The organism is Oscillibacter hominis, from assembly GCF_014334055.1.
GTDB classification, from domain to species: Bacteria; Bacillota; Clostridia; order Oscillospirales; family Oscillospiraceae; genus Oscillibacter; species Oscillibacter hominis.
The window spans coordinates 1,808,932-1,826,251 of record NZ_CP060490.1; the positions used below are offsets into that span (position 1 = coordinate 1,808,932).

Below are 17,320 nucleotides of genomic sequence, written 5' to 3' on the forward strand. Positions count from 1 at the left end.
GGGATGCCGGGTGTAAAGGGGCAATCAGGCGCGGCAGGAAATTCCTGCCGCGCTCCGTGCATATGGATCAATCCGCGGGGCAGATGGCAAAGCATCTGGCCGGGAAACCGGTGCCGTCTTTGAGCTTGGGGAATGCGCAGACAATCAGCCCGCCCACCGGCGTCAGCTGGTCCAAATTGCGCATGACCTCGATCTGGATGCGGTTTGCCTCCAGGATGTACTGCTCACCGGGATAGGGGTAGGCGTCCTCCCTTGTGGTGACAAAGCCGGGGTCCGTGTCCGCCGGCTCATGGCCGATGGCTCCGATGTGGCGCTCTTCCACCAGCCACTGGATGGCCGCCTTGTCCCAGCCGGGGTAGTGGGGCACTCCGTTTTCATCCGGATTGTCCAGATTGGGCTTTTTGTACCAGTCGGAGCGGAAGGCCACAAAGGCGTTCTCCGGAATCCGGCCATAGACCGCCTCCCACGCCTTCAAATCCTCCACCGTCAGCATAAAGTCCGCGTTGGCCGCGCATTCGGCGGACTTGTCCACCACCACCAGGGGATAGACCATCTCCTGAACCGCGATCTCGTTCATGGCCCTGCCGTCGCCCCAGAAGTGGCGGGGCACATCCACATGGGTCCCGTACTGGCTGGCCACGCTGTACTGGAAGCAGCGCATGGGCGCGGCCTTGTCCTCCGGCGTCCCCTCGGCATAGTCGAAGAGAAGTTCGGCCTGGAGGGGCTGGAACCCAAACCAGTGGGGCGTCTCAGGACTCAGTTCATGGGTCAGATCCACCCATTTGTATTTTGTGCTCTTCCATTCCTTTATCTGGTCCCACAGTTGCAGATTAGCCATAAGCGAATCCTCCTTTTCCAAATTGGCAACATTATACACTTTAAATCGGTAAATTGCAATCTATTTCTGCCAGAAAATTCTGCTGCCCTGCATTTTATCTTCCACGGTCAATGTTCCTGCAATAATCGCTTTTCCCCAGTCCCATCAATTGAATTTCCTGTCTTTCATTCCGTGGAGAAGGATCCCGCAATTCCCCTTTTCGCATAATAGGCGCGGGCGGCCTGCACTTTGCAGGCCGCCCGGTTCATACACAATGTAAAAAGCAGTTGGACGCTTACGCGCAGCCCACCGTCAGCAGCAGATTGGCGAAGGTGCGCTTTTCCCCGGTGGAGATCACCATGCGCACGCCGTCCACGCAGCAGGCGTCGTAGAACTCATAGCGGCCTAACTTCTGAAGCTCCATGCCGCCCAACATCTGTTGGAACTCGCCGAAAATCTCGGGGGTGGTCCCGTTGGCGGGGTCCATCACCTCCGCCTTTTCAAAGTTGGCCACGCTCTGCAGCGCCGCCAGCACGTCAGTCACCGTGGGAAGGCCGGGCGTCAGCCCCAGGTAGACCTTTTCCGCGCTGCCCGTCTTGGAGGCCAGCGGATAGTTGCCGTCGGCGATGAGGATTTTGTCGCCGTGCCCGCACAGGGACAGCAGCCGCATGAGTTCGGGGTGAATGCATTGACCGGTCAGCATGCTCTCAATCCTCCTTATTTCTCATTTTCCCGCAGCTGGCCCAGCTTCCCGCCGGGATGGCAGCGGACATATTTGACAGGGTCCCAGTCCTGCTCCACCTGGAGCGCCACACTCAGCGCCTGAAGCGTCAGTGTCTCGGCCAGGATGGAGTTGCGGGGCGCCCGGTTCAGGGGGCCTCCCTCCTCGCTCACGCCGGCAAAGAGGCAGGCGTCGCTCTCCCGGGCCAGCCAGGAATCCATGTGGCCCGTGACGCCGATGACCTTGCAGCCGTTGTTTTTCACAGCCAGGACCGTGGCCTTCAGCTCGCCGGTCTCGCCGGAGTTGGAGATGGCGATGACCACATCGCCCGCCGCCAGCTGGCCGCAGGAGCCGTGTACGGCTTCGGTGCCGTGGAGGAAATAGCAGGGGTTGCCGGTGGAGGAGAACAGCGACGCCATGTAGGCGGAAACGTGGCCCGGCTTCCCGATTCCGGTGATATGGAGGCGGCCTCCGTTTTTCTGGGCCGCCAGAATGATCTGGGCCGCCTTTTCATAGGTCTCGCCGCTGAGGGTGGAGGCAAACGCGGCAAACTCCTTTTGGGCGGAGGCCACGAAGCGGTTCACCGCCTGGGCGCTTTCTTGTTTAAGCATGCAATTCGTTCCTTTCTATTGGATAATCGCCATGAGGCAGGTTTAGTTCAGCGCGTCTAACTCGCTCAGGTCAAAGCCCTGGTAGCCACGCTGGCGCATCAGTGAGCGCACCTCATCAAGGGTGGGCAGGCTGGGCATGGCGCCCATGCGGGAGACGGTGATGGCAGCGGTGTGGCTGGCAAAATTCAGCGCCTGGTCCTGGCTGAGCCCGGCGGTGAGGCCGGTGCAGAAAGCCGCCACAAAGGAGTCGCCGGCGGCCGTGGGATCGGCCACATGGTCCATCTTCACACAGGCGGTATAGTGGACGCCGTCCGCCCCGGCCACGGCGGAGCCGTTGCCTCCCAGGGTGATGATGACGTTTTCCACGCCCTTTTCCCGCAGCGCTGCCGCCACCTGCTTCATGTCCCCTTCGTTGACGCCGGTCTCATCGGCGCGGAGGGGCAGGCCGGTGATGGCGGCGGCCTCATGCTCGTTGGGGGAGAGGTATGTAACGCAGGAGAGCAGCTCCTCTGGCAGCGGCGCAGCAGGGGCCGGGTTCAGCATCAGCGGCACGCCGGCGGCCTTGGCATAGGAGGCCACGGCGCAGGTCACGTCCATGGGCAGCTCCAGCTGCATCATCAGCAGGTCGTACCGGCCGATCTCGTCCTTCAGCCACGCCACATCCGCGACCTTGAGCGTGTGATTTGCGCCGGGAATCACCGTGATCCGGTTCTGGGCGCCGTGCTCCGTGACTTCCAGCAGGATGTGGCCCACGCCGGAGGAGACCTCTTTGTCCACCAGCACATGGGAGATGTCCACACCGGCAGCCCGGGCCGTGTCCAGCATCTCCTGGCCAAAGGAATCTCCTCCCACCTGGCCCACCATGGTCACCTGGGCGCCCAGGCGGGCGCACTGCACCGCCTGGTTGGCGCCTTTTCCGCCGGGAGCGGTCCGAAAGGACTTGCCGATGACCGTTTCGCCCGAATTGGGCGCTTTTTCCGTGGAGGCAATCAGGTCCATGACAAAACTGCCGACCACCAAAATCTTCGGTTTTCTCAACATACGTTCCTTTTTCCTTTCACTACGCCTCAAAACGGGCTGTTAATCGTTTACTTGGATTATAGCGCATCCAATCGCAAAGCGCAAGTATCAATTGCCAATTGTTTTCCCATTTCCGTGCTCGCTCACCGGGCCTGCTCCCGGGCCTCCGCGAGGCCGCCTCGTGAAGCGCCGAACCCTGTGCAAAACAGGCCGGCCGATTCTGGCTCCTATTGTGCCGCTCTCCCGGATTTTTCCCTTCAATTATATCCAGTCCGCAAAAAGCCTGTCTCCCGGTTTTCTCACGGATGTTTTCTCTAAGGAAAAGAGGATGCGCCTATGACGCATCCTCTCCTGGAACATCAATCAGTCGATGGGGAACACCCAGCCGTGGGTGTCGTTCACGCGGCCCCACTGGATGCCGGTCAGCGTGTCGTACAGGTGACGGGACAGGGGGCCCACCTCGTTGTTGTGGATGACATAGTCCTTGCCGTGGATGCACAGCTTGCCCACGGGGGAGATGACGGCAGCGGTGCCGCAGCCCCAGACCTCGTCGACCTTGCCCTCCTCCAGGAGCTTGGCCACATCGTTGATGTCGATCTTTTTCTCCTCCACCGTGTAGCCGTCTTCCTTCAAAAGCTCCAAAATGGACTTGCGGGTGATGCCGGGCAGCACGCTGCCCAGGAGAGCCGGCGTCATCACGGTGTTGCCCACCTTGAACATGATGTTCATGCCGCCCACTTCTTCCACATAGCGGCGCTCCACACCGTCCAGCCACAAAACGTCGTTGTAGTTCTTGGCATTGGCCCGGTTGGCGGCCCGCTGGGCGCAGGCGTAATTGCCGCCGCACTTGGCAAAGCCGGTGCCGCCCCGGACGGCGCGGACGTCCTCGTCCTCCACCAGGATGGAGTTGCACTTGAGCCCGCCGGGGTAGTAGCTGCCCACAGGGGAGCAGAAGATGTAGAACATGCAGTCGGTGCAGCCGTGGAGGGAGAGGTCTGCGTTGGTGGCCATCATCACCGGGCGGAAGTAGAGGGAGGTGTTGGGCTTGCTGGGCACCCAGTCCTTTTCCACCCTGGCCAGGGCCTCCACGGCCTCCACAAAGGTCTCATAGGGCAGATCGGGCAGTGCCATGCGGGCGGCGGAGTTCTGCATACGCTTGCCGTTTTCATCCACCCGGAACATCTGGATCCTGCCGTCGTCGGTGCGGTAGGCCTTCAGGCCTTCAAAAATCTCCAGCGCATAGTTGAGCACAATGGAGGCGGGGTTCAGGCTGATGTTCTGGAAGGGGACAATGCGGGGATCATACCAGCCCTTGTCCACATTGTAGTCCATTACAAACATGTAGTCGGAATAGGTGGAGCCGAACTTTACAGTATCGATGTCCGGCTTGGGTTTCAACGCGGCGGCCTGTTCAAAGCGGATGTTCATCATGTTTCTTTCCTCCCATATTGCACGAATGCAAAATTTAAAATAAAAAGCCTCCGCGCAGTCCTGCCTGAAAACAGGAGAGGCGAAAGCTCAGGCTTCCGTGGTACCACTCTCATTGCCGCAGATGCGGCCGCTTGTCCGCGCACCCGGTTTTACGGGGTCGCGCTTCTCTGTAACGGGAGAACCCGGTGCCGTATACGGGGCCGGCGCCCTTTCTGCGGACTGCTCGCAGGTGACTCGGAAGGGCCCGTGTCCGCTGCCTCCCACCATACGGCAGCTCTCTTTGGGACGTAACCCTTCCCTTTCCTGGTCATTGCATTTTCGCGCGGTATCTTTTTATATAGTAAAACTTATACGCTCTTGCAGAACCAAAGTCAATTGGTATTTCTTACATAAATCTAACTTTTCATCCCATTCCATTTCGGTTTTTTTGCGAAAAGCGCCGAAATACGCCATTCCGGCGCTTTTCGCTGACAGTCAGATGAGGATATGCTCCGCCTTCGCCTGGTGCTCCAGTTCCTCCCGGAACCTCGGGTGGGCAATGGAGATCAGCGCCCTGGCCCGCTGGCTCAGGGATTTGCCCCGGAGCTTGGCCACGCCGTACTCCGTCACGATGTAGTCCACGTCGTTTTTGCTGGTGGTGACGATGGCGCCGGGGGTCAGGGTGGCTTTGATGCGGCTCACCTCCCCGCCTTTGGCTGTGGAGGGGAAGGCGATAAAGCTTTTGCCTCCCTCCGACTCCGTGGCGCCCCGGACGTAGTCCACCTGGCCGCCGGTGCCGGAGATATGGCGGGTGCCGATGGACTCGGCGCAGACCTGACCGAAAAAGTCCACCTCCAGGGCGGCATTGACGGAGATGAAGTTGGGATGCCGGGCGATCACCGCCGGATCATTGACATAGTCCACCCCCAGCACCTCCACTGCCGGGTTGTCGTCGATATAGTCGTAGACCCGCCGGGTGCCGAAGGCAAAGGTCATCACCGTCCGGCCCCGGTGGATGGGCTTTAAGCTGTTGTCCGCCGCGCCGCACTCCAAAAGCTCCACCAGGCTGTCGGCAAAGAGCTCCGTGTGGATGCCCAGGTGATGCTTATTCTTGAGGAACATGCCCACGGATTCCGGCACCGCCCCGATGCCAAGCTGCAGCGTGGCGCCGTTGGGAATCTCCTCGGCGATGAGTCCGCCGATGGTGCGGCTCACCTCGTCGATCACCGGCGGCTGGGATTCCACCATGGGCCGGGACACCTCACAAAAGGCATCCACCTGAGAGATATGGACAATGGGCGCGCTGAGCACCCGCGGCATTTGGTCGTTGACCTCTAAATAGATGTGTTCCGCCTTATTTAGGGCCGCCTCGGAGTAAGAGCCCACGGTGCAGAGGCTGAAGTAGCCGTGGCGGTCCATCGGGCCTACGGCCGCGCAGAAGGCGTCGATCCGGGGCTGCTGCCGGACCAGCCGGGGCATGTCCCGGTAGTAGCAGGGCATGACGTCGGCCAGCCCTTCGTTCACCGCCTTCCTGGCCCCGGCGCTGGAGAACCAACTGACCGCGTGGTAGCCGCCCCCGCCGGTATAGAAGGGCATGGGATAACTGTCCAACAGGATGTGCTGGGTCAGGTTCCGGTATCGGTTGGCGGAGGCGTTGGCGCCGATTGATTCCAAAAGCCCGATGGGCTGGGCCAGGGCTGCATCGCTGATCAGGACACTGCCGTCTGGAATGGACGCGGCGATCTCCTCCGCGGTCCGCTTTTTCTCCCGGTACTGTTCCAATACTGTTTTCATACGCTCCTCATTTCATGAAACAGCGGAAGAAGCACGCTTCCTCCGCTGTCCGCTGCTTGTTTACTGGGCGCAGGCCATGCCCCGCTTCAGTGCCTCCATGTTCAGCGGCACCAGCTTTGCCTTTGGTCCGGTGAACATGGACTCGATCATCTGCCTGATGGTCTCCTCCCTGAGCGCGCCGGTGGCGGCGATGTAGGCGCCCAACATGACCATGTTGGCCACCTTCCCGTTGCCCACCTCATCGGCGATCTTGGAGCAGGGCACATAGATGGCCCTTACATCCTGCCGGGCCACCCGCTCACTGACGACGGAGCTGTTGACAAAAATCAGGCCGTGCTCCACCACCAGGGGCTCAAACTTCTCAAGGGAGGGCAGGTTCATGGCAATCAGCTCCGTGGGGTGGGTGAACAGGGGCGAACCCACCGGCTTGTCGGAGAGGACTACGGAGCAGTTGGCCGTGCCGCCGCGCATCTCGGGCCCGTAGGAGGGAGCCCAGGTGACCTCCAGGCCCTCGCTGACGCCGGCCTCCACCAGGGACTTGCCGATGGACATGACGCCCTGGCCGCCGAACCCGGAAATGATGATTTCCTTTTTCATATCACTTCACCTCCGCGCCGGTTTCCTTGACGACTCCCAGGGGATAATAGGCCGCCATGTTGGTCTCCAGCCACTCCTTTGCCTTCAGCGGTGTCATGCCCCAGTTGGTGGGGCAGGTGGAGAGCACCTCCACGAAGGTGAACCCCTCCCCTGCCATCTGCTTTTCAAATGCCTTGCGGATGGCCTTCTTGGCCTTGTTCAGGTGGGGGATATCCGTGACGCAGACCCGCTCGGCATAGACGCAGCCGTCCAATGTGGAGAGCATCTCCGCCATACGGATGGGCTTGCCGGCCTGCTCCACCGTCCGGCCCAAGGGGCAGGTGGTGGCCTTCTGGCCGATGAGGGTGGTGGGCGCCATCTGGCCGCCGGTCATGCCGTAGATGGCGTTGTTGACAAAGATGGTGGTAAACTTTTCGCCCCGCATGGCAGCGTGGACGATCTCCGCCGCGCCGATGGAGGCCAGGTCGCCGTCTCCCTGGTAGGTGAACACCGGAGCCGTGGGGTGGGTGCGCTTGATGCCGGTGGCCACGGCGGGGGCGCGGCCATGGGCCGCCTCCATCATATCGCAGCTGAAATAATTATAGGCAAAGACGGAGCACCCCACCGGGCAGACACCAATGGCCTGGTCGATGAGTCCCATCTCCTCCATCACCTCGGCGATGAGCTTGTGGATGATGCCGTGGTTGCAGCCGGGGCAATAGTGCAGCTCCGCATCCGTCAGCCCCTTGGACTTCTGATATACAATCGCCATCTCACTTGACCTCCTTCAATGCCGCCCGGGCCGTTTCCACGATCTCCTCCACCGTGGGCAGAGCACCGCCGGCACGGCCCAGATAGCGGACGGGCTTTTGCCCCTCCACCGCCATGCGGACGTCGTCCAGCATCTGTCCGCCGGCGCTGAGCTCCACGTCCAGGATTACCTTCACATGGTCCTGTCCCGCCAGGTCGTGGAGTGCCTTTTCCGGGAAGGGCCACAGCGTGATGGGACGGAAGAGGCCCGCCTTGATGCCCGCCTCCCGGAGCGCCTCCAGCGCAGTCAGCGTGATGCGGGCCGGGGTGCCGTAGGCGGTGATGACCAGCTCCGCATCCTCGCACTCCCTCTCCTCCCAGCGCACCTCGTTTTTCTCCATCTCCCGGTACTTCGCCAGCAGGTGGTCGTTGTGCCGGTCGCACTCGTTGGGGTCGATGAACAGGGAGTTGATGATGTTGTGGTGGGCCCGGCCGTGTCTTCCACCGGCGGCCCAATCCTTGGGCGGCAGCTTCCGCCTGGGCACATCGTGCCAGACAATGGGCTCCATCATCTGGCCGATCAGCCCGTCGGCCAGGATCATCACCGGGTTGCAGTACTGGTCGGCGATGTCAAAGGCCTCCTGCGTGAAGTCCACCGCCTCCTGGATATTGGACGGCGCCAGCACCACCGTCCGGTAGTCGCCGTTGCCGCCGCCCCGGGTTGCCTGGAAATAGTCGCCCTGGGCGGGCTGGATGGTGCCCAGGCCCGGGCCGCCGCGCATGCAGTTGACGATGACCGCCGGCAGCTCCGCACCGGCCAGGTAGGTGATGCCCTCCTGCTTCAGGCTGATGCCGGGGGAGGAAGAAGACGTCATGGCCCTCATACCCGCTCCCGCGGCGCCGTAGACCATGTTGATGGCCGCCACCTCGGACTCTGACTGCACAAAAATGCGGCCATGCTCCGGCATATGTAAGGACATGTACTCCGGCACCTCGCTCTGGGGCGTGATGGGATATCCGAAAAAGCAGTCGCAGCCGGCGCGGATCGCAGCCTCCGCAATGGCTTCATTTCCCTTCCAAAGCTCTTTTTCCATAAAACTCCCCTCCCTCTTCAAACCTTCTCCACCGTAATCACAGAGTCTGGACAGATCCTGGCGCAGCTGGCGCAGGCGATGCACTGGGCAATGTCCGTCACTGTGGCCGGATGGTAACCCTTCCGGTTGATCACCGTCTGGTCGATGGCCACAATGTGCTTGGGGCAGACGGAGGTGCACAGCTCGCAGCCCTTGCAGCGCTCCTGGTCAAATGTCACTTTCGCACTCATGGTTGAGCCTCCCTTTCTGTTGCCTGATTTACTCCCAGGGTTTTTTCATATAGATATCCATGGGAAACTGATCCGCCGACCCGTCGGCCATCCTCCGTTCCACCGCATGGCAGAGGACCGGCAGCCCGGTCAGCTCCGACACCTGCCGGATCAGCTCCCTTCCCTTTTGCAGGTCCCGCTCACCGGTCTCCCCGCACAGGTGCGTGTTGTCCACCAGGGCGGTGACAGCCACGCCGCTGACAGTCTCGATGGCGCGCAGGTATGCAGATGCCGCCTGGGCCGTGGCGGTCTGGGGGCGGTTGGCGTTGACCACGCACAGCATCTCGTGATCCAGCGCGTTGATCTGTGGTGCAAACCGGGCCAGGACCCTGGCCCCCGCCGGGTCGCCGCCCACATCGTACACGCTCACCAGGTCCGGGTCTTCAAAGGTAGTGAAAATGTCCGCCGGCAGCGCAGGCACATCCGCGTCCGTACAGGCCTGTGAGGTGGCGATCAGCCGGACGTTCCTCCGCTCCAGCATGTCCCGCCGCTCCCTGGACCGAAAGTAGGGGTTGACGATGTCCAAATCCGCCAGGGCCGTCTTACAGCCTATGCCGGCCAGGGCCAGAGCAAGATTCACGGCAAACTCCGTCTTCCCGCTGCCATAGTGTCCTGTGATAATAATGCGCCGCTTCCCGGCCAGGGTCCTCACCAGCTCCATTGGGTTCACTTCCTCTTCTGAAATCGGCACATCTTGTACGATCACCATTCACGTTGTCTGATGTCATGATACTGCTTTCATCGTCAGATGTCAATTGCGGTTTTGTTTAATTTTTACAGCACTTTTTTGTGGAAAAAGTCACCCTTCTTGCCAAGGCTTTGCCATAGCCCGTGCGGCGCACGCAGCAAAAAAAGCGCGGGGACGAAAGTCCCCGCGCCTTTTGCGCAGCAGTTTACTTGGCAGCCTTGGCCTTGCCCTGCTTGGACAGCGCGTTGACGCCTTCCACAGTCAGGATGATGGCCAGGATGAACAGGGCCGCGCCCAGGATGCCCTGAGCATAGGCGGCAGCGTCGCCGCTGCCGGCCATGATCAGGCCGACCTTGTTCTTGATGGTCATGAACAAGGAGCACAGCGTGACGATCAGCATGAAGAACATGGGGATGTAGAACATCTTGTTGTTCTTGCCGATGTTGCCCAGCCAGCAGCACACGGCCAGCAGAGCCAGAGCGGCCAGCAGCTGGTTGGCGGCGCCGAACAGGGGCCAGATCTTGGCATAGCCGGTCATGCCCAGGCCGACGCCCAACACCACGGTGATGATGGTGGCCACATAGGGGTTGCACAGGACAGCCTTATAGCCCTTGGCATCCTTGATGGTCTCGCCCTTCCCCAGCCAGAACTCCTGGAACATGTAGCGGGCCAGACGGGTGGCGGTGTCCAGGGAGGTCAGGCAGAACACGGACACAGCCAGAACCAGCAGGGAGTACAGGGTGGTCTCCGCGCCGGCCAGGCCGGGGATGGTGGCAACCATCTTGGAAATGCCGGAGGCGAACACCTGGGTGGGCGTGGTGACCTCGCCGGAGGAGTAGGAGGACCAGATGTAGCCCACAGCAATCAGGGAGACGATGGCCAGGGCGGACTCGATCAGCATGCCGCCGTAAGCGATGGGCAGCGCGTCACTCTCCTTGTTCAGCTGCTTGGCGGTGGTGCCGGAGGCAACCAGGGAGTGGAAGCCGGACACAGCACCGCAGGCAATGGTCACGAACAGGGCGGGGAACATGGAGCCCAGGGAGGTCCCGGTGGGGGCAACCGTGTCCACCCAGCCGGTGAACATGGGGATGTCGATGGTGGGATGGGCGCCGACAACGCCCACAAAGGCCACGATCATCATGAAGTACAGAAGGAAGGAGCTCAGATAGTCACGGGGCTGCAGCAGGATCCACACAGGCGTGACAGAGGCAACGAGGATGTAGATGCCAAGGACGATCATCCAGACATTTCCGGCCACAAAGATGGGGCACTTCAGGCCGATGATCACAACGGCGACGATGCCCACAATGCCGATGAGGGTGGAGATGCCCAGAGGTGCGTTGCGGCGGTAGACCAAAAAGCCGAAGATGATCGCCAGCACGATAAACAGCAGGGAGATGGTGGCAGTCTGGCCGTTGGCCACGATCTGCTGGCCCTCCGGGTTGAAGCCGTTGAAGGTGGAGGCGACAATGGAGGCGAAGGCCGCCACGACCAGCACGAGGACCAGATAGCCGAACACGGTGAACAGCTTCTTGGCGCGGGTGCCGATGCTGACGTCGATGACCTCGCCGATGGACTGGCCCTTGTTGCGGATGGAGGCAAACAGGGCGCCGAAATCATGGACGGCGCCGAAGAAGATGCCGCCGATGACGACCCAAAGCAGCACGGGGAGCCAGCCGAACACAGCGGCCTGGATGGGGCCGTTGATGGGGCCGGCGCCGGCGATGGAGGAGAAGTGATGGCCCATCAGGACAGGCGCCTTTGCGGGGCAGTAGTCCTGGCCGTCCTCCAGCTCGTGAGCCGGGGTGGATTTGCTGTCGTCGACGCCCCATGTCTTAGCCAGCCAGCGACCATAAAACAGGTAGCCGACCACAAGGCATGCAACACCGATCAGCAGGATGACAAGTGCATTCATGCGAATACTTCCTTTCTCTTTTCCGGCACTCCTTGTCGTGCCGGCTCATATTTATAAAACGCATCTGCATGCGTCTTATAACCGCTCAGATCATACGCAGGACGGACTTTTCAATGTCCCGGCCCATGTGGTTGGCGCACCATTTTCCACTGGATACCTCCAGCGCGGCGCCGCGGAACTGGGCCCAGCCCTTCAGTGTAAAGCAGAAGTTCTTGGTGTACTTCAGCTTCTTCATGGCCCTGGCCGCCTCCGGGTCCACCTGGTCGGCAAACACGATCAGCGTCACATAGGAGCACATGTGGTCGCCCTCGGGCTTCACCCGGGACATGCCCTCTTTCAAAACCGCGTCATAGTAGGACTTCAGGGTTTCCTCGGTCAGATGGTCCAGCAGCACGAAAAACGCGTATTCGTTGTTCTCCGCCGCCCAGATCTGGGCGGATTTGACCAAGACGTACTTCTCGTCCCGGGAGTGGTACTCTGCCTCCGCCGCCACCGGCAGCCCATTGAGCACGATGTTCTCTTTCACATTAAAGTAGCCGGAGTACCCCCGCAGCACCTTCTGCAGCAGCGCTTCTTTGCTTTGCTCCATAGCTCCGCCCTTTCCGTTTTCCGTATCAAAACGCTGTCGGAAAAACGCATTTCCCGCCGCGTTGTCAGACATCATTGTCCTATTGATGCCATCTTATGCCTCCATCCGGAAACTGTCAAGTTGTTTCAAATCATTTCATAATATCATTTAAAATCCGCTTTTAAATTCTGTGCAATTTCACATTTCACAATTTAGACATATTTGTTAATCCGTTTTCCCGCCCTCATCTGCGTGCTGGCCGATGGCACCATAGAAATGCGGCCGGAATGTCCGCCTACCTGATAAACCATTATTGGAAACGTTTCCAGTACCACGGAGCCACCTTTTCAAGGCCGGTCAGGCCTGAAGGGTCTCCAACAGGTGGCGCATGTGCATGCGCATGGCAAGTTTTGCACCCTCCGCGTCCCGCTGCGTCAAAAACGCAAGGATCATCTTGTTGTCCGACAGGGCGATACGCTGCATCTGCTCCTGGCTGGCGGTGATCTGCATGATCTCGTTGACTGCGTTGTTGATGATGGGATACAGCGTGCGCATGTATTCATTGTGAGAGGCCCTGGCGATGGCCATGTGGAACTCCTGGTCCGCACCGGCCCAATCTCCGTGGGAGTGCGAGGCCTCCTCCATCTTTTCCGCCTTACGGCAGATCTGCTCGATCTCCGCATCCGTTGCCCGCTGGCAGGCCAGGGCCGCCGTCTCGGGCTCGAAAATCAGGCGCATTTCAAAGAGGTCTTTGGCCCGGACCCGGGAGCGCAGCCGCTGGAAGGAGCTGAAGTCCACCGCATCCTGAGGCAGGCTGTCAGACACAAAAGTGCCCTTGCCCCGGCGGATTTCCAAAATCCCCTGGGCCACCAGGCAGGAGATGGCCTCCCGCAGCGTGGTCCGGCTGACATGCAGCTCAGCGGACAGGTCATTCTCATTGGGCAGCTTGCGGCCCGGTTCAAACTCCCGCTCATAGACAATCTTTTCATACAGCCAGTTGGCGGCCTGTTCCGATCGCTTGACCCGTGTCCCGTCTGCCACATCCTCACCCCGCGTTCTTCTCTTCGTTGGTTAATATAGCACAAAACTTCTGGAAAGGAAAGGTCAAAAGTCGAAAAAAACGGAAGCAAAATTTGTAAATAAAAACAATTATACTACTCATTTTTTATGAAAATCGCTTAAAACCCATGATCCATCCGCTGCCGGAACCTACGCCGGATCCAAAAAAACGCCCGGCCGCCAAAACTGCGGCCGGGTGCTTTTTAAAGCGGCAGTCCGTGGATCACGCCCCGGGCGCAGTCCACACTGACCATGGTGCCGTCCTTCAGGGTGTGGGTGGCGCCAAAGGCCCCCACAATGACGGCTTTATTCAGCGTCAGCCCCACCGTGGCGGCGTGGCTGTTGATGCCCGACTCCTCGCTGATGACGGCGGAGGCCTGGCGCATCACATCCAGCATCTCATTGGTGGTGTAGGGCACCACCAGCACATCGCCGGGATGGAACTTGGCGCGGATTTCCTCGGGGCTGGCGCACACACACAATCGGCCCCGGGCATTGCTGGTGCCGATGCCCACGCCGGTCATCAGGCTGTCGCCCACCAGGTGCACCTTGATCATGTTCGTGGTGCCCGGCACCCCCGCGGGCAGTCCGGCCGTCAGGACCACCAGGTCCCCGTCGGCGACCAGGCCGGCCTTCCGGGCAGCCTCCACCGCCAGGTCAATCAGCTCGTCGGTGTTGTTGGCATAGGGCATCATCAGCGGCATCACGCCCCAGGAGAGGGCCAGGTGCCGCTGGACCCGCTCGTCCAATAGGCAGGCGATGATGGGCGTCCCCGGACGGAAGCGGCTGACCAGCCGGGCGGTCTCCCCGCTCTTGCTGACTGTGATGATGGCGTCGGCGCCCACGTCCATGGCCGTGGTGCAGGCGGCGTGGGCCGTGGCGGCGGCAATGCTCAGATGGCTCTCCGCGGCCATGTTCCGCATCCGCTTGGCGTAGTTGATGTCCGACTCCGTGCGCTGGGCGATGGCGGCCATGGTGCGCACCGCCTCCAACGGGTATTTGCCCGCAGCCGTCTCGCCGGAGAGCATGATGGCGGAGGTGCCGTCATAGATCGCGTTTGCCACGTCGGTGATCTCCGCCCGGGTGGGGCGGGGATTCTCCATCATGGAGTCCAGCATCTGGGTGGCGGTGATCACCGGCTTGCCGCAGGATGCGCACTGGGCGATGATGTCCTTTTGGATGATGGGAATTTCTGTGAAGTCGATCTCCACGCCCATGTCGCCCCGGGCCACCATGATGCCGTCGGCAACGGAGAGGATTTCGCTGAGGTTGTTGACCCCTTCCTGGTTCTCAATTTTGGCGATGATCCGCATGGTGGAACCCTTGCTCTCGATCAGGCGGCGGATCTCCAGGACATCGGCGGCGGAACGGGTAAAGCTTGCCGCCACAAAGTCGAATCCCTCCTCGATTCCGAAGAGGATGTCCTCCCGGTCCTGGGCGCTCATATAGGGGATGGACAGCCTGACTCCAGGCACGTTCACGCCCTTGCGGTTTTTGATGCGCCCGCTGTTCTCCACCCGGCACAGGATGTCCTGGCCCGTTACCTCCTGGACTGTCAGGCGGATCAGGCCGTCATCCAGCAGAATGGTTCCGCCTGCCGCCACGTCCCCGGGCAGGTCACGGTAGGTCACGGCACAGATGTGCTCGTCCCCCTCCACATCCCGGGTGGTCAGGGTAAACTCCTGCCCTGCCTCAAGCTCCGCCACACCTTTGGCAAAGGTCTTCAGACGGATCTCCGGCCCCTTGGTGTCCAGCATGGCGGCAACGGGCAAAGCCATCTCCTGACGCAGCTTTTTCACCATCTCCAGCCGGGCCTTATGCTCTTCGTGGCTGCCGTGGGAAAAGTTGAAGCGGGCCACGTTCATGCCGGACTCCATCATCCCCCGGAGGACATCCTCCCGGTCCGTGGCGGGGCCCAGCGTACAGACGATTTTCGTTTTATGCATAATCTTCCTCCATCATGCAATGTTCTGGATTCTTCCTGTTTCACGTTCTATTATACGCTTTTTTTCATCACCGGCAACGAAAACCTGCACCGCCGGAGCAGGATTGTGAAAACCGCCGCCCGGTTCCCCGGTCTTTTACATACATTTTACAAAAATCTGGCACAGTTGCACAAACAGGGCAGGCCCCGAAGGAACCTGCCCTGTTTGGAAGCGTTTACCGGGCCTCGGCGATGATCACCCGAACCCGTCCGCCGGCGGCAGCGCCAAAGCTGTCATACCAGCCGGTAAGTTGATAGGATGCGCCGTCCACCGCGGAGAGCGTGGTCGCATAATAGCTACTGCCGTTTTTAAGATAGACCTGCACGTCATCGGAGAGCTGGCGTTTTGTGCCGTCGCTGACGGCGTAGAGGGTGGTCAGCTCCGTGATGGGGAAGGAGGTGAGCTTTTTCATGTCCGCAATGGCGCCGTCCGCATCGTAGCGGTAGGCGATGGCGGTCTCATCCTCCATGCCGTACACCTTGCCCGTGGTGGTCAGCGTGATGCTCTTGCCGTCCTCCATGCAGGCGTAGTAGCCGGTCAGCGGCGATACGCTGCTGCCGTCCTGCTTGGTCAGCTCCACCAGGAAGCAGTAGTTCCACACATCGCCGGTGGCGTTGTTGAGCAGCATGTGGCTGATCTCGCCGCTTTCGTTGAGGGCGTAGTAGCGCACCGCGCCGCTCTGGAGGGTGGTGCCGGCCAGCCGGGCAGCGGAGATCACCGCATAGGCGCCGTCGCTGGTGGTATCCAGGATCTGGACGTCCCCGGCGACCTTCAGGCTGCCGATCTTTGTGCCGTTGCTGTTCACCGTGCCGGTGGCGCTGCGGGCGGCCAGGTTGGAGATCACCGTCCCGTTTTCCGTGACGGTGACGGAAACCAGGTTGCCCTTGGAGTAAGTCTTATCCTTATCCACGGTGAAGGTGCGCACGGAGCCGTCGGTACAGACCACCTGGACTGCCTTTTCCACCGCTGCGCTGCCGCTGACGGTGGTGGTCCGGCTGGAGGCCAGGACCATGCCGTAGTAAATCTGGTTGCTCAGGGCAATGTCCAGCACATCCACCACCGTGCCGTCCATGCCTAAAAGCAGCGTGGCCGTGTCGCCCACTGCGAAGCTGCCCATGGAGGAGAGCTTATAGGCCGCTGTGGAGGTGCCGATGGCATAGGCGGTGCCGGCCACCGTCACCGTGGTGGGCGAGGCACCGCTGGGGGTGATGCCGGTGATGGTGCCCGCCGCCCGGTCGGTGTAGACCCAGACCGTGCGCAGGTTCTGATTGTAGTAGTAGACGTCGTACTGGGTGATGGCGTTCAGTGTGGAGGCGGCTCCGTTGCGGTAAACCGCTGAGGCCGTGAAGGGCAGCGCGGCGGCTCCGCCTTCCCCAGCCACATAGGGACCGGACATGGTTGCGTTCACCACTGCGGCGTAGTCCACCTCGCCGCTGGCGTTCAGGCTGTATCCTAAGGTGACGCCGTACACCTGTCCCGCCTTGGTCTGGGCGGTCATCATGTTGTAGAAGAGCTGGGCGCAGTTGCCCCGTGTCATGATCCCGCCCTGGCTCAGGGAAATGTCATCCCGCAGCCCCAGGGCGGAGGCCTTGGTCATCTGGGCCGTGGGATAGGAGCCGGCCAGGTCGGAGGCCCCATAGCCCAGCACACGCAGCACGGTGGTGCAGGCCTCCTCCACGGAGATGGTCCGGGTGGGGCGGAAGGTGCCGTCGGTGTAGCCCACCATCCAGCCCTGCTCCACAGCGATCTTGATATAGGCGCTGGCCCAGTAGCTGCTCTTCACATCTTTAAAAAGGGAACTGCCGGTGCCGTCGCCGATGCTGTCCTTATACGAAGACGCGGCCACGATCATCTTTGCGAACTCCGCCCGGGTCACGTTCCGGCCCAGGTTCAGGTTGCCGCTGGTGTCGCCCACCAGGATCCCCATGGCGCGGACCGTCTGCACCACGCCGGAGCCCTCGTCCAAGGCGGAGGCCGGTACGCTCATCATGGTGAACACCGTGCACACCGCCACAATCAGGGCAAGGATTTTCTTATTCATGC

16 protein-coding genes are annotated in these 17,320 nt (G+C 60.9%); all 16 read right to left on the reverse strand.

Going from position 1 to position 17,320, the window contains the following annotated elements; all coding sequences use genetic code 11:
* Positions 1–67 precede the first annotated feature (67 nt).
* Positions 68–838, reverse strand: coding sequence for a cyclase family protein (locus H8790_RS09010; protein WP_187332204.1), 771 nt, complete (start codon positions 836–838; stop codon positions 68–70).
* A gap of 274 nt (positions 839–1,112) precedes the next feature.
* Entirely contained in the window at positions 1,113–1,520 is a 408-nt protein-coding gene (locus H8790_RS09015) for an RbsD/FucU domain-containing protein (protein ID WP_187332205.1), read from the reverse strand.
* Positions 1,521–1,534: 14 nt separating this feature from the next.
* Positions 1,535–2,149: an SIS domain-containing protein gene (locus H8790_RS09020; protein ID WP_187332206.1), complete on the reverse strand. Its 615-nt coding sequence runs from the start codon at positions 2,147–2,149 to the stop codon at positions 1,535–1,537.
* A 42-nt stretch (positions 2,150–2,191) separates the two neighbouring features.
* A complete protein-coding gene (gene rbsK / locus H8790_RS09025; RefSeq protein WP_187332207.1) occupies positions 2,192–3,190 on the reverse strand; it encodes a ribokinase in 999 nt (332 codons plus the stop codon).
* 342 nt (positions 3,191–3,532) lie between these two features.
* Positions 3,533–4,600, reverse strand: coding sequence for a branched-chain amino acid aminotransferase (locus tag H8790_RS09030; protein ID WP_207724182.1), 1,068 nt, complete (start codon positions 4,598–4,600; stop codon positions 3,533–3,535).
* Between the two features lie 474 nt (positions 4,601–5,074).
* Positions 5,075–6,373, reverse strand: coding sequence for an acetyl-CoA hydrolase/transferase family protein (locus tag H8790_RS09035; RefSeq protein WP_187332208.1), 1,299 nt, complete (start codon positions 6,371–6,373; stop codon positions 5,075–5,077).
* A 60-nt stretch (positions 6,374–6,433) separates the two neighbouring features.
* Entirely contained in the window at positions 6,434–6,970 is a 537-nt protein-coding gene (locus H8790_RS09040) for a 2-oxoacid:acceptor oxidoreductase family protein (RefSeq protein WP_187332209.1), read from the reverse strand.
* Between the two features lies 1 nt (position 6,971).
* A complete protein-coding gene (locus tag H8790_RS09045; RefSeq protein WP_187332210.1) occupies positions 6,972–7,721 on the reverse strand; it encodes a thiamine pyrophosphate-dependent enzyme in 750 nt (249 codons plus the stop codon).
* Position 7,722: 1 nt separating this feature from the next.
* Complete coding sequence (locus H8790_RS09050; protein WP_187332211.1) at positions 7,723–8,793, reverse strand: 3-methyl-2-oxobutanoate dehydrogenase subunit VorB; 1,071 nt, start codon at positions 8,791–8,793, stop codon at positions 7,723–7,725.
* Positions 8,794–8,810: 17 nt separating this feature from the next.
* Entirely contained in the window at positions 8,811–9,023 is a 213-nt protein-coding gene (locus tag H8790_RS09055) for a 4Fe-4S dicluster domain-containing protein (RefSeq protein WP_187332212.1), read from the reverse strand.
* A 28-nt stretch (positions 9,024–9,051) separates the two neighbouring features.
* Positions 9,052–9,723: a hypothetical protein gene (locus H8790_RS09060; protein ID WP_187332213.1), complete on the reverse strand. Its 672-nt coding sequence runs from the start codon at positions 9,721–9,723 to the stop codon at positions 9,052–9,054.
* A 232-nt stretch (positions 9,724–9,955) separates the two neighbouring features.
* Positions 9,956–11,665, reverse strand: coding sequence for a carbon starvation CstA family protein (locus H8790_RS09065; protein ID WP_187332214.1), 1,710 nt, complete (start codon positions 11,663–11,665; stop codon positions 9,956–9,958).
* An 85-nt stretch (positions 11,666–11,750) separates the two neighbouring features.
* Positions 11,751–12,254, reverse strand: coding sequence for a hypothetical protein (locus tag H8790_RS09070; RefSeq protein ID WP_187332215.1), 504 nt, complete (start codon positions 12,252–12,254; stop codon positions 11,751–11,753).
* A gap of 336 nt (positions 12,255–12,590) precedes the next feature.
* Complete coding sequence (locus tag H8790_RS09075) at positions 12,591–13,274, reverse strand: FadR/GntR family transcriptional regulator (RefSeq protein WP_187332216.1); 684 nt, start codon at positions 13,272–13,274, stop codon at positions 12,591–12,593.
* Between the two features lie 221 nt (positions 13,275–13,495).
* A complete protein-coding gene (pyk, locus tag H8790_RS09080; protein WP_187332217.1) occupies positions 13,496–15,238 on the reverse strand; it encodes a pyruvate kinase in 1,743 nt (580 codons plus the stop codon).
* A gap of 214 nt (positions 15,239–15,452) precedes the next feature.
* A complete protein-coding gene (locus H8790_RS09085; RefSeq protein WP_187332218.1) occupies positions 15,453–17,318 on the reverse strand; it encodes an S-layer homology domain-containing protein in 1,866 nt (621 codons plus the stop codon).
* Positions 17,319–17,320 lie beyond the last annotated feature (2 nt).

Excerpts from the sequence above, each read along its gene's own strand:
- H8790_RS09060 (WP_187332213.1), bottom strand. The coding sequence starts at position 9,723 with ATGGAGCTGGTGAGGACCCTGGCCGGGAAGCGGCGCATTATTATCACA.
- H8790_RS09065 (WP_187332214.1), bottom strand. The coding sequence starts at position 11,665 with ATGAATGCACTTGTCATCCTGCTGATCGGTGTTGCATGCCTTGTGGTC.
- H8790_RS09055 (WP_187332212.1), bottom strand. The coding sequence starts at position 9,023 with ATGAGTGCGAAAGTGACATTTGACCAGGAGCGCTGCAAGGGCTGCGAG.
- H8790_RS09070 (WP_187332215.1), bottom strand. The coding sequence starts at position 12,254 with ATGGAGCAAAGCAAAGAAGCGCTGCTGCAGAAGGTGCTGCGGGGGTAC.
- H8790_RS09040 (WP_187332209.1), bottom strand. The coding sequence starts at position 6,970 with ATGAAAAAGGAAATCATCATTTCCGGGTTCGGCGGCCAGGGCGTCATG.
- H8790_RS09045 (WP_187332210.1), bottom strand. The coding sequence starts at position 7,721 with ATGGCGATTGTATATCAGAAGTCCAAGGGGCTGACGGATGCGGAGCTG.
- rbsK (WP_187332207.1), bottom strand. The coding sequence starts at position 3,190 with ATGTTGAGAAAACCGAAGATTTTGGTGGTCGGCAGTTTTGTCATGGAC.
- H8790_RS09035 (WP_187332208.1), bottom strand. The coding sequence starts at position 6,373 with ATGAAAACAGTATTGGAACAGTACCGGGAGAAAAAGCGGACCGCGGAG.
- H8790_RS09085 (WP_187332218.1), bottom strand. The coding sequence starts at position 17,318 with ATGAATAAGAAAATCCTTGCCCTGATTGTGGCGGTGTGCACGGTGTTC.
- pyk (WP_187332217.1), bottom strand. The coding sequence starts at position 15,238 with ATGCATAAAACGAAAATCGTCTGTACGCTGGGCCCCGCCACGGACCGG.
- H8790_RS09015 (WP_187332205.1), bottom strand. The coding sequence starts at position 1,520 with ATGCTGACCGGTCAATGCATTCACCCCGAACTCATGCGGCTGCTGTCC.
- H8790_RS09010 (WP_187332204.1), bottom strand. The coding sequence starts at position 838 with ATGGCTAATCTGCAACTGTGGGACCAGATAAAGGAATGGAAGAGCACA.
- H8790_RS09050 (WP_187332211.1), bottom strand. The coding sequence starts at position 8,793 with ATGGAAAAAGAGCTTTGGAAGGGAAATGAAGCCATTGCGGAGGCTGCG.
- H8790_RS09020 (WP_187332206.1), bottom strand. The coding sequence starts at position 2,149 with ATGCTTAAACAAGAAAGCGCCCAGGCGGTGAACCGCTTCGTGGCCTCC.
- H8790_RS09030 (WP_207724182.1), bottom strand. The coding sequence starts at position 4,600 with ATGATGAACATCCGCTTTGAACAGGCCGCCGCGTTGAAACCCAAGCCG.